The following is a 12,423-nucleotide window of genomic DNA, read 5'->3' as shown; positions in this document are numbered from 1 at the left end:
GGTCACGATGGCCGCGGTCGGGCCATTGTCGGGGAAGCACGCGGCGAACGCAACGGCCGCCCCGCGCCGGCCCGCTCCGCTCGCCTCACCGCCCGCGCTACGCGCCGCCAACCTCCTCGTCGACCCAGTCGATATCGCCGCACAGCACGTGCTGCGCGTCGCCGATGCGCACGGCCACCGACAGCGTCACGCACGGCTGCGCCTCGTTGATCGACAGGTACGGACGCGTCACCTGCACGCGTCCCGGCTCGGCGATCGCCGTGCGGAAGTACGGCCGGCGCAGCCAGTTCGCGCCCTGCGCATCCGACAGCGGCGAGAAGCGCGCCTCGGCGAGCGCGCGGTCCGCGCGCAGCACGACGTTGCGGCCAGCCTGGCGGCCCCGCGCGTCGAGCAGGAAGCAGCGCGCGGCGGCGTCGAGCGCGAGGAAGTTCCAGCACACCTCGTCGAGCGGCTCGCCGGCCGCCACCCGCTCGGCCGCGCGCTCGAATGCGCGCAAGTACGGCGCGAGCCGCTGCGCGTCGCGCCGCTCGCGCGCTTCGGTCTGCGCACGAAAGCGCTCGGTCAGCTCGCCGATGCAGCCGGTCGCCGCCGCGCTGTCGGGCAGCCCAGGCGCCGGGCGGCCGAAGTAATAGCCCTGCACGAAATCGGCCTCGCACGACAGCGCGATCTGCGCGTCGTGCTCGGTCTCGATCCCTTCGACGAGCACCAGCTTGCCGGCCTCGTGCAGCAGCGTGACGAGCCCGTGCAGGATCGCAGTAAGCCCCGTGCGGTGCGCCGCGTGGGACAGCATGATCCGGTCGAGCTTCACGATGTCGGGGTTCAGTTGCCAGATCCGCTCGAGGTTCGAGTGGCCGGCGCCGAAATCGTCGAGCGCGATCAGGAAGCCCTGCGCGCGGAATTCGCGGACGGCGTCGGCGAGCCGCTCGACGTCTTCCGCGCGCTGTTCGAGCACTTCGAGCACGACGCGGCGCGGCGGCATGCCGATCCGCTTCAGGTTCGCGAGCAGCGCGGCGGCCTGGAACGGATCGGTGAGCACGCCCGGATGCACGTTGAGAAACAGCCACTCGCGCTCGGCGCCGAGCAGCGCGAAGTTCTCGAGATGCAGCGCCTGCGCGAGCCGGTCGAGCTGCAGCAGCTCGCCCTGGCGCGCGGCCTCGCCGAACACGTCGAGCGGCGACACCGCGCGGTCGAGCGCGTCATGCGCGCGCAACAGCGCCTCGTAGCCGACCGCACGCTGGTGCGACAGGCTGAAGATCGGCTGGAACACGGTCGTGAGCGACAGGTCGCGGTGACGCGTCGCCAGGCGTTCGAGCCCGGAACTCATCTCCCGCTCGAAACGATACGGCGACGCGGTGGCCGGGCGCTCCTGCTGCACGATCGTCATGGCTTCCTCCTGGCGGTGCAGCCGAACGCGGCGGTGGTTCGAGATGGCGCGCGCAATGTCATGGTCGAATCCTCGGTTGTCCGGCCGGTGCCGGACGGTACGCAAGCATCAAGCAAGCTTCGTGCAAGGGCTGAACACGCGCGCCACGCCTGCGTGCGGCGCCGCCGCACCAGTGTGGCGCGGGCCGAATGCACCGTTTGCGTGCATGCGCACCGGCGCACTCGAACGCACCCGTCACGTCGTCACGCTAAACTCCGTCCGGTCGTTTCATTCTCCACAATTGCCGTATCGATGGAAATCGTCTTCACAGTCCTGATTCTGCTGCTCACCGTCGCGCTGTCCGGCGCGGCCACACGCGTGCTGCCGTTGCGGCTTCCGCTGCCGCTGATGCAGATCGCGTTCGGCGCGATGCTCGCGTGGCCGAAGCTCAACCTGCACGTCACGTTCGATCCCGAAATCTTCATGCTGCTGTTCATTCCGCCGCTGCTGTTCGCGGACGGCTGGCGGATTCCGAAACGCGAGCTGTACCTGCAGCGCCGCGCGATCCTGATGCTCGCGTTCGGGCTCGTGTTCATGACCGTACTCGCAGTCGGCTACTTCGCGCACTGGCTGATACCCGAGTTGCCGCTGCCGATCGCGTTCGCGCTCGCGGCCGTGCTGTCGCCCACCGATGCAGTGGCGCTGTCGGGCATCGCTGGCCGTGGCCGGATTCCGCCGCAACTGATGCACATCCTCGAAGGCGAGGCGCTGATGAACGATGCGTCGGGCCTCGTCGCGCTGAAGTTCGCGGTCGCGGCCGCGCTCACGGGCGTGTTCTCGCTGCGCGACGCGTCGATCACGTTCGTGATCGTCGCCGCCGGCGGCCTGGCGACGGGTGCGATCGTCGCGTGGCTGTTCAGCGCACTGTCGACGCGCTTCCTGAACGCCGAGCAGGAAGGCGACCCGGCCCCCGGCATCGTGATGACGCTGCTCGTGCCGTTCGCCGCCTATCTGTTCGCCGAGCACCTCGACCTGTCGGGCGTGCTCGCGGCCGTGTCGGCCGGGATGATGATGAATTACACGAGCTTCTCCCGCAAAAGCACCGTCGCGTCGCGCGTGCGTGCCGAAAGCACGTGGGCGATGATCGAGTTCGTGTTCAACGGCATGGTGTTCATCATGCTCGGGCTGCAGCTGCCGCACATCATCGGCCGCGCGCTCGTCGACGCGCACCACACGAGCGACGCGCTCGTCGGCCGGATGATCTTCAACGTGTGCGCGATGATGCTCGCGCTGTATGCGATCCGCTTCCTGTGGGTCTGGCTGCTGCGCTGGATCGCGAGCCGCCGCGCCGCGCGTCACGGCCTCGCGGGCACGATGGCCGGCATCCGCACGATCGCGGTGATGACGGTCGGCGGCGTGCGCGGCGCGGTCACGCTCGCGGGCGTGCTGTCGATTCCCGTCGCGCTGTCCGACGGCTCACCGCTGCCGGGGCGGGACACCGCGATCTTCGTCGCGTCGGCGGTGATACTCGGCTCGCTGATCGTCGCGGTGATCGGGCTGCCGCTGCTGCTGCGCGGCGTGCGCTCGACGCGCAACCCGCTCGCCGACGAGGAACGCACCGCGCGCGCGGCCGCCGCACAGGCCGCGATTCGCGCGATCGACTCGTCGCACGACGCGATCTCGGCCGATCTCGACGAATCGGGCGCCGCGCGCTGCGCGGACATCTCCGCGCGCGTGATGGACCAGTACCGCCGGCGCCTGGCCGCACTCGCCGAGGACGGCCCGACGCCGCGCGCGGAAGCGAAGCAGACCGAGACGATGGAACTGCAGATGCGGATCGCGGCGGTGCGCGCGGAACGCTCGGTGCTGTACCGGCTGCGCGGCGAAAGCAAGATTTCCGACGAGACGCTGACGAAGCTGATCCGCGAGATCGACCTGTCGGAAACGGCGCTGTCGACGCGCAAGAAAGGCATCGTCTGACGCTGGGGCCGCGCAGCGGCCTGCTGCGACGCCCGTCGCATGCAACGCGAGACTAGACGCCTCCCTCTAGAAGCCCCGGCGGCATATTCAAAAAAATTAAACGAGACGTCCTTATTATCTGTTGCGGGCCGTCACGATACCGGCGCCCGCATGCATGCCGGGCCTGGCAATTCCCTCCGGCCCGCTCATCCCATGTGTCTTCAGCGAATGTCGAGGGCCGGACGCATTGATCCGGCGCGCGCGCACTTCGCCGCGCCTCATGCCTCTTTAATCGCAATCCTAATCAAAAACGCGAATGCCATTCGCCGCAAAACGAGTAAGCCCATGATCAAACCCATCTCGCTTCAGAGCCGCCGACGATTTCTGGCGCAAGGCACCGCCATGCTCGGCAGCGGCATGCTGTCCGCCTGCGGCGGCGATTCGATCGACTCCGACGCCTCCGCCCGCTTCGCCGACGACTTCGTGTGGGGCGTCGCCACCGCCGCGCCGCAAATCGAAAGCCGCGACGGCCGCGGGCGCAGCAACTGGGACGTGTTCGCCGACCAGCCCGGCACGATCGCCGACGGCTCGACGAATGCGCGCTGCATCGAATTCGAGAAACGCTACCCGGGCGACCTCTCGCTGCTCGCGAACGCGGGCGTCCAGGCGTTCCGGTTCTCGACCGCGTGGCCGCGCGTGCAGCCGGACGGCCCCGGCGCGGCGAGCGAAGCGGGCCTCGCCACCTACGATCGCATGGTCGATGCGATGCTGGAGCGGCACCTCACGCCCTACCTGACGCTGTTTCACTGGGACATTCCGGTGTGGGCCGGCGATTTTCGCGACCGCGACATCGCGTACCGGCTGGCCGACTACGCGCAGCAGGTGTCGCGCCGGCTCGGCGACCGGGTCAAGCACTGGATGATGCTGAACGAGCCCAACGGCGTCGCGCTGTCCGGCTACGCGTACGGCGCGTCGCCGCCGCGCGCGCAGTCCATGGGGGCGATGTTCGCCGCGATCCACCATCAGAACCTCGCGCAGGGGCTGATGTTCCAGGCCGTGCGTTCGAACGTGCGGGGCGCGGCGCAGATCGGCACCACGATCAGCGGGCGGCCCGTGCATGCGGCCACGAATGCGGCCGCCGATCAGGCCGCCGCCGCGCAGTTCGACGCGATCTGGCATCGCGCGTTTCTCGACCCGCTGTACGGCAAGGGCTATCCGGCCGAGCTGCAGGCGGCGCTGGCGCCGCTCGTGCAGCCGGGCGACATGACGACGATCGCGGCAAACCCGGATTTTCTCGGCGTGCAGTATTACAACTGCTTCTACGTGAAGGCCGGCGCCAACGGCGCGGGCTTCACGCTGGCCGCGAGCCCGGCGAACGAAACCCAGACGCTGGGATATCCGGTGGAGCCGTACGGGATGTCCGAGATGCTGCTGCGCGTCCATCGCGACTACGGCGCGCCGCGGATCCTCGTCACCGAGACCGGTTTCGCGATCGCGGAGCCCGCGCCGAGCGGCGGCATCGTCGACGACGGCCCGCGTATCGACTACCTCGCGAGCTACCTGAACGCCGCGCACGACGCGTATCGGCAGGGCGTGCGCCTCGGCGGGCTGTTCTACTGGGCCGGAATGGATAGTTGGGAGTGGTCCAGCGGCTTCGCGAAGAAATTCGGGCTGATCCACGTCGACCCGGCAACGCAGCAACGCGTGCCGAAACGCAGCCTCGCGTACTACTCGCGCTGCATCGCAGGTAATCGCGTCGCGTAAGGCGGCGTAGGCGCGCAGGCCGGTAGGCGGGCCGCCTGCGAACCGACGCGCCTGCCCGCGGCGCCCCGCCAGCCGTCGCGCGGGCGCGTGGTCCCCGGTCACCTGTAGCGAATCGCTGCGCCGCGCGTTCGCGTTACTTCGCGACGACGACCGGAATGCCCTTCAGGCGCGCGGGCGCGTCGCCCCCGGTCCCCCGCAGCGAATCGCCGCGCCGCGCGTTCGCGTTACTTCGCGACGACGATCGGAATGCCCTTCAGGCGCGCGGGCGCGTCGTTCCCCGCTCCCCCGCAGCGAATCGCTGCACCGCGCGTTAGCGTTACTTCGCGACGACGACCGGAATGCCCTTCAGCATCCCCGCGCCCTTCATCTCGTCGAGCGCGTGCTGCACGGCCGCGCTCGTCGCCGCGTCGATGCCGAGCTGCAGCGCGAGCTCGCGCTCCGTACGCTTCACGCCGGCCAGATTGCGCACCTTCACGTGACCGAAGCCGCGCACGCGGGTGTGCAGGTCGGCCAGTTGCGCGACCTGCGCGGCATTGCCGGCCGTCAGCGCGGCGAGCGCGCGCGTGAGCGTCGTCTCGTAGTCGTCCGCGAGCGCGCGCTCCATCCTGCGCTCGGCCGTGCGGCCGAACGGATCGAGCCACGTGCCGCGCAGGCTGCGCACGCGCGCCAGCATGCCGAAGACCGGCCACATCCACTGGCCGAACACGCGCTTCTTCGGCGCGCTGCCGTCGCGTCCGGCCTTCGCGACCGTCGGCGGCGCCAGGTTGAACTTCACGCGATAGGCCTGCCCCGGCACGCCTTCGAACTGCGCTTCGAGCGCCGTGCGGAACGCGCCGTCCGCATACAGCCGCGCGACCTCGTATTCGTCCTTCACCGCGAGCAGCCGGTAGAACGTCGTCGCAACCGCACGCGTCAGCGCGTCGTCGCCCTTCGCGCGCGCCGCGTTCACCAGTGCGCGGTAGCGCTCGACGTAACGCGCGCCGCCGTATGCGTCGAGGCGCGCTTCACGATCGGCGATCAGCTCGGCGAGCGTCTCCGGCGCGGCCTGCGTGGCCACCGTGTGACGCGCGTTCCACAATGCGTCGAGGCCCGCCGCGTCACCGGCCGCCATCCGGCCGATCGAGAACGCGAGCTTGTTCATCGGCACCGCGACGTTGTTCAGTTCGATCGCGCGCATCATCGCGGCGAGCGACACCGGCACGAGGCCGAGCTGCCACGCGTAGCCGAGCATCAGGATGTTCGCGCCGATCGAGTCGCCGAGGAACTTCGCGGCGAGCGCCTGCGCGTCGCAGCTCGACAGGTAGCCGTCGCCGGCCGCGTGACGCATCTTCTCGAGCAGCGCATCCGCGTGCAGGTTTGCGTCGGGATTCTGCACGAACGACGCGTTCGGAATCCGATGCGTGTTGACGACGATCCGCGAGCGCTCGTGGCGCACCGTCTGCAGCGCCTCGGCACTCGCGCCGACGACCATGTCGCACGCGAGCAGCACGTCGGCTTGCTGCGTGTCGATGCGCACCTGGTTCAGCCATTTGTCGCTCGACGCGATCCGCACGAACGACAGCACCGAGCCGCCCTTTTGCGCGAAGCCCATGAAGTCGAGCACCGATGCGCTCTTGCCTTCGAGATGCGCGGCCATGCTGATCAGCGCGCCGACCGTCACGACGCCCGTGCCGCCGACGCCCGTCACGAGCATGTCGAACGGCGCCGCGTCGAGATGCGTCGCGGGCACCGGCAGCGCGTCGACGCGCGCGGCGAGCGCCGCTTCGTCGAACGCCGCGCCCGCGGCCTTCTTCAGCGCCGCGCCTTCGACCGTCACGAAGCTCGGGCAGAAGCCGTTCACGCACGAGTAGTCCTTGTTGCACGACGACTGGTCGATGCGTCGCTTGCGGCCGAGCGGCGTCTCGAGCGGCTCGACCGACAGGCAGTTCGACTGCACGCCGCAGTCGCCGCAGCCTTCGCATACCGCGTCGTTGATGAACAGGCGCTTGTCCGGGTCGGGGAACTCGCCCTTCTTGCGGCGGCGACGCTTCTCCGCCGCGCAGGTCTGGTCGTAGATCAGCACGGTGACGCCCGGCGTCTCGCGCAGCTCGCGCTGCACGGTGTCGAGCTCGCTGCGGTGATGGAACGTCGTGCCGGCCGGGAACTGCCCGTGATGGCCGTCGTACTTCTCCGGCTCGTCGGACACCACCACGAAGCGCGACACGCCTTCCGCCTCGACCTGCCGCGCGATCTGCGGCACCGAGATGCTGCCGTCGACCGGCTGGCCGCCCGTCATCGCGACCGCGTCGTTGTAGAGGATCTTGTAGGTGATGTTCGCCTTCGCGGCGACCGCCTGGCGGATCGCGAGGATGCCCGAGTGGAAGTAGGTGCCGTCGCCGAGGTTCTGGAACACGTGCTTCGTGTTGGTGAACATCGCGTGCGCGGCCCAGTCGACGCCCTCGCCGCCCATCTGGATCAGGCCCGTCGTGTCGCGCTCCATCCACGACGCCATGAAGTGGCAGCCGATGCCGGCCTGCGCGATCGAGCCTTCCGGCACCTTCGTCGACGTGTTGTGCGGGCAGCCCGAGCAGAAGTACGGCGTGCGCTTCACCGCGTCCGCCTCGTTCGACAGGATCCGCGGCGCGACGAGATCGACCACGCGTTCGCGGCGATCGAGCGCCGGCTTGTGGCGCGCGAGCCATTCGGCGAACACCGGCAGGATCCGCGACGGCCGCAGCTCGCCGAGTTCGGACAACAGGCAGGCCCCCTGCGCATCGTGCTTGCCGAGCACGCGCGGGCGGGCGCCGTCCGCGCGGTTGTACAGGTAGTCCTTGATCTGCTGCTCGATGACAGGGCCCTTCTCCTCGATCACCAGCACTTCGGCGAGCCCGTCGACGAAGGTCTCGATGCGCGTCATCTCGAGCGGATACGACAGGCCGACCTTGTAGATCCGCACGCCGGCCGCGTCGAGGTCGGCCACCGTTAGGTCGAGACGGCGCAGCGCTTCCATCAGGTCGAGGTGCGCCTTGCCGCAGGTGACGATGCCGACGTTCGCCTGCGCGCTCGGGGCGATCCACTTGTCGATGCTGTTGGTGCGCGCGAAGTGGCGCACCGCGTCGAGCTTCGCGGCGAGGCGCGCCTCGATCGTGAGGCTCGGCAGGTCTGGCCAGCGGTTGTGCAGGCCGCCGGCCGGCGGCGTGAAGCCCGCCGGCGCCGGCCATTGCGTCTGCAGCGCATCGAGATCGACGGTCGAGCCGGACTCGACCGTCTCCGAGATCGCCTTGAAGCCGACCCATGCGCCCGAATAGCGCGACAGCGCCCAGCCGTACAGGCCGAACTCGAGCATGTCGGCGATGTTCGACGGGTTCACGACCGGCATGTGCCACGCGATCATCGCGAAGTCGCTCTGGTGCGGCATCGACGACGACACGCAGCCATGGTCGTCGCCCGCCACCACCAGCACGCCGCCGTGCGGCGACGAACCGTATGCGTTGCCGTGCTTCAGCGCGTCGCCGGCGCGGTCGACGCCGGGGCCCTTGCCGTACCACATCGCGTACACGCCATCGACGGTGCGCTCCGGGTCGGCCTCGACGCGCTGCGTGCCGAGCACCGCGGTGCCGCCGAGTTCCTCGTTGATCGCGGGCAGAAAGCGCACGCCGCTGCCGTCGAGCAGCTTCTGCGCCTTCCACAGCTGCTGGTCGACCATCCCGAGCGGCGAGCCGCGGTAGCCGCTGACGAAGCCGGCCGTGTTGAGCCCCTGCGCGGCGTCGGATGCGCGCTGCATCAGCAACAGGCGGACCAGCGCCTGCGTGCCGGTGAGGAAGATCCGGCCGCGCGTGGCGGTCAGGTTGTCGGTCAGACGATAGTCGGATAGAGCGGGCGTACCGTCGACAGGCAGGCGGGCGGTCATGGGGGATGTCTCCTGATTGTGCTGTTCTGGGCCGCGCACCGGGGCGTCGGGCGACGCCGGCCGGAGGCGGCTGGATGGCTCTATTTTTTCCCGGGGACGCGAGAAAGTTTTTTCTCATCTTGCTCGGCGGGTGCCGTAGTGAGAAAAACTGCGCAGATTTTGGGCGGGAATTGAGAGAGTTTTCGCGCGGGGTGGTGGGGCGGCTGTTGGGGGGCGGTCGGGGTGGGTGGGCGCTTGCGTCGAAATGGCTGGTGATGAGCGGGACGCAGGGCGCGGGCGCGGCGGCGGGTGCTCGCGGCCCGTGCGACAAGGGTTTGGGCGGGAAACGGGGGCGTGCTCACCGATGGAATGCACAGCGTTCGGATTGGTTGCGGGCGCTGGATGTCCACAATGCCGGGGCTATCGGCCGAGTTGGTGATCACGCTCACCGTTCGATCGCACAGGGTTTCGAGTCGCGTCAGGTGCTGGATGTCCACACCTCGATTTGTTCGCCGCTCGGGCGGATGCCGATGCTCACCGTCGAAATCCACAGCGCGACGAGTCGATGCCGGCAGCAGATATCCACGCCGCCGCATCCCTGCTTCGCCGCTGCGATGTTCGCCCTCACCGTCCGGATGCACAGGGTCGTGAGTCGATTCGGCGGCAGGATATCCACATGTCCGGCCGGCCTTGGTGCGTGCGGTTGCGCGGTCGAACGGGGCGCCAATCCGGGTGTGGATATCGCCGCCCGCGGACACTCCGAACCCTGTGAACTTCGACAATGAGTGACGGCACGCGCTCGAATGAGGATGCCGATTCGGGTGTGGACAGTTCGCTCCGCAACGACTCCAAACGCTGTGAATTTCGACGGTGAGCATCGGCAGCGCTCGAACAACGGTGCCGATTCGAGTGTGGACAGCCCGCTTCGCGACGACTCGAAACACTGTGAATTTCGATGGTGAGGGACGGCACGCGCTCGAACGAGGGCGCCAATTCGGGCGTGAACAACCCGCTCCGCGACGACCCCAAACCCTGTGAATTTCGATGGTGAGCGACGGAGCGCGCTCGAACAAGGGCGTCCAATTCGGGGGTGAATAGGCCGCTCCGCGACGACCCTAAACGTGGTGAATTCCGACGGTGAGTGACGGCAGACAATCAAGCGAGCACGCCGATTCGAGTGCGAATCGCTCGATCAGCGACGACGCCAAACACGGTGAATTCCATTGGTGAGCGGCGGCGCGAGGATCGAACGAGGGCGCTGATTCGGGTGTGGACAGCCCAACCCGGGACCAGTCGAGACGCTGTGAAATTCAACGGTGAGCGTGGCCGTTCTGTCGCGCGAAGGCGCCGCTTCGGCGCGAACAGCCGCGCTCGCAACCACTCTGCGCACCGTGGATCCGGATTCGCGCAGACGCGGCAGAGCCGCATGCACGCGCCCTCACCGCTTAAATACACAGCACGTCGACTGGCTTCCGCGGCCAGCTATCCACATCGGCGCATGGACGCGAACGGCACGTGCGATCGCGAGTGCGGTTAGAATGCGCGACCCTCGAAGCCGTGTCGAAGCTCGGAAACGGGCACGCGGCTCGATCGGCCGCCGACGCTCACCATTGAAATACACAACGCTTCGAGTGAATTCGGCTGCGAGATATCCACACCGTGATACGGGTCCGGATCTATCACCAATCCGCGCGTGCCGTTAGAATGCGCGGCGCCCCCGAATCTCGCGCGACACCCACGCGACTCGCGGAGGTCCTCACCGGGCAAGCCTCACGCGCAATCGGTCACCGACGCTCACCATTGAAATCCACAGTGCTTCGAGTGAATTTGGGTGCGAGATATCCACACCGCGATACGCGTCCGGATCTATCGCCGATCCGCGCGTGCCGTTAGAATGCGCGGCGCCCCGAATTCTCGCGCGACACCCGCGCGATGCCTGGAAGTCCGCACCCGGCAACCCTCACGCGCAATCGGTCACCGACGCTCACCATTGAAATGCACAGCGCTTCGAGTGAATTCGGCTGCGAGATATCCACACCGTGATACGGGTCGGGATCTATCGCCAATCCGCGCGGGCCGTTAGAATGCGCGGCGCCCCGAATTCTCGCGCGACACCCGCGCGACGCCTGGAAGTCCGCACCAGGCAAGCCTCACGCGCAATCGGTCACCGACCCTCACCATTGAAATACACAGCGCTTCGAGTGAATTCGGCTGCGAGATATCCACACCGTGATACGGGTCCGGATCTATCGCCAATCCGCGCGTGCCGTTAGAATGCGCAGCGCCCCGAATTCTCGCGCGAACACCCGCGCGACTCGCGGAAGTCCGTACCAGGCAAGCCTCACGCGCGATCGGCCACCAACGCTCACCCTTCGAAAGCACAGCATTTTTCGTCGTTGAGAGTCGCGGTTGTCCACACCCTGCATCGCGCATCCGGCCGCATGCGGTCATGCTCACCGATGAAAAGCACAGCGCGTCGAGTGATTTGGACGCCTGGATATCCACAACCGACGCCGCGCAGGAATGCGCCACCAGCGCATCGGCAACGTCGGCTCATGCACCTGCCCGCAACCGGTGTCGAATGCCGGGAAGCCCCGCCGATTCTGCCTCCGGCCACACACTCACCGTTCGCATCCACAGCGTTTTGAGTGCACCGAAGACCCGGTTGTCCACATGCGCGCCGCCGCGGGCGCGGCCCGCAGCCCCCGTCACTCGGCAATCGAGCGAATGATCCGCGCCGGGTTTCCGCCGACCAGCGTATCCGGCGGAACGTCACGCGTCACGACGGAACCCGCGCCGACCACCGCGTTCTCGCCGACCGTCACACCGCCGATGATCGTCGCGCCCGCGCCAATCCACACGTTGTTCCCGATCGCGATCGGCCGCGCGACGACGAAGTCGCGTCGGCGCGACGGCTCGACCGGATGGCCCGACGTGATGAGGCTGACGTTCGGCCCGATCATCACGTCGTCGCCGATGTCGAGGCCGCCGAGGTCATAGAACGTGCAGTTCTGGTTGACGAACACGTTGCGGCCGATCCGTGTATCGGCACCGCCCGTCGCGTAGAACGGCGGGATCAGCAGGAAGCCGTCGTCCAGCGGCTTGCCGATCAGTTCTCCGAACAAGGTGCGGACTTCGGGCGCGTCATCGAACGTCAGACGGTTGAGCCGGGCGACGATTGCCATCGTTCGCGCAAGCTCGGCCCGCATCGCGGCCGATTCCGGCGTGCGCCGGGGAATGATCGTGGTGCGATGGTCGTTCGCCATTCGTTGCTGTTCTCCGTGTGCGATCGAATCGGCATGCGGCGCAGGCGATTCCCTGCTCTTGAATTCCAGGATTCGGGCGATCCGCGCGAGATGACGCGGTTTCCGCGCTTCATTGTCCGTCCACGACCATCGTCCGGGGCTCATGCGCCGGTGCGCAGACGCGGCTCAAAGGTCGCCATAACCCTGCAGTCGCGCTCGTTTTT

At 68.0% G+C, this 12,423-nt stretch carries 6 protein-coding genes; 2 read left to right on the top strand and 4 right to left on the bottom strand.

The genetic code is table 11. From position 1 onward, the window contains the following. Positions 1-97: 97 nt before the first annotated feature. Entirely contained in the window at positions 98-1,384 is a 1,287-nt protein-coding gene (locus tag SB771_RS24905) for an EAL domain-containing protein (protein ID WP_175662541.1), read from the bottom strand. A gap of 291 nt (positions 1,385-1,675) precedes the next feature. Between SB771_RS24905 and SB771_RS24900 the strand changes: the two genes are divergently transcribed. After that, positions 1,676-3,343, top strand: coding sequence for a Na+/H+ antiporter (locus tag SB771_RS24900; protein WP_126228618.1), 1,668 nt, complete (start codon positions 1,676-1,678; stop codon positions 3,341-3,343). Positions 3,344-3,667: 324 nt separating this feature from the next. Beyond that, positions 3,668-5,086, top strand: a complete 1,419-nt coding sequence (locus tag SB771_RS24895; RefSeq protein ID WP_244096807.1) for a glycoside hydrolase family 1 protein — start codon at positions 3,668-3,670, stop codon at positions 5,084-5,086. A gap of 316 nt (positions 5,087-5,402) precedes the next feature. Here the strand turns inward: SB771_RS24895 and SB771_RS24890 are convergent, their stop codons facing one another. The 3 genes from SB771_RS24890 to SB771_RS24880 form a co-directional block, all read right to left on the bottom strand. Further along, complete coding sequence (locus tag SB771_RS24890) at positions 5,403-8,975, bottom strand: indolepyruvate ferredoxin oxidoreductase family protein (RefSeq protein WP_175662542.1); 3,573 nt, start codon at positions 8,973-8,975, stop codon at positions 5,403-5,405. 457 nt (positions 8,976-9,432) lie between these two features. After that, positions 9,433-9,630, bottom strand: a complete 198-nt coding sequence (locus SB771_RS24885; RefSeq protein ID WP_175662543.1) for a hypothetical protein — start codon at positions 9,628-9,630, stop codon at positions 9,433-9,435. Positions 9,631-11,662: 2,032 nt separating this feature from the next. After that, positions 11,663-12,220, bottom strand: a complete 558-nt coding sequence (locus tag SB771_RS24880; RefSeq protein ID WP_175662544.1) for a sugar O-acetyltransferase — start codon at positions 12,218-12,220, stop codon at positions 11,663-11,665. Between the last annotated feature and the right edge of the window lie 203 nt (positions 12,221-12,423).

Origin of the sequence: Burkholderia sp. SIMBA_051 (assembly GCF_046534915.1) — a bacterium.
GTDB lineage: Bacteria > Pseudomonadota > Gammaproteobacteria > Burkholderiales > Burkholderiaceae > Burkholderia > Burkholderia ambifaria.
Note: the sequence above shows the minus strand (reverse complement) of the source record. Positions and strands in the feature narration are given on the sequence as shown.

Excerpts from the sequence above, each read along its gene's own strand:
- SB771_RS24905 (WP_175662541.1), bottom strand. The coding sequence starts at position 1,384 with ATGACGATCGTGCAGCAGGAGCGCCCGGCCACCGCGTCGCCGTATCGT.
- SB771_RS24900 (WP_126228618.1), top strand. The coding sequence starts at position 1,676 with ATGGAAATCGTCTTCACAGTCCTGATTCTGCTGCTCACCGTCGCGCTG.
- SB771_RS24895 (WP_244096807.1), top strand. The coding sequence starts at position 3,668 with ATGATCAAACCCATCTCGCTTCAGAGCCGCCGACGATTTCTGGCGCAA.
- SB771_RS24890 (WP_175662542.1), bottom strand. The coding sequence starts at position 8,975 with ATGACCGCCCGCCTGCCTGTCGACGGTACGCCCGCTCTATCCGACTAT.
- SB771_RS24880 (WP_175662544.1), bottom strand. The coding sequence starts at position 12,220 with ATGGCGAACGACCATCGCACCACGATCATTCCCCGGCGCACGCCGGAA.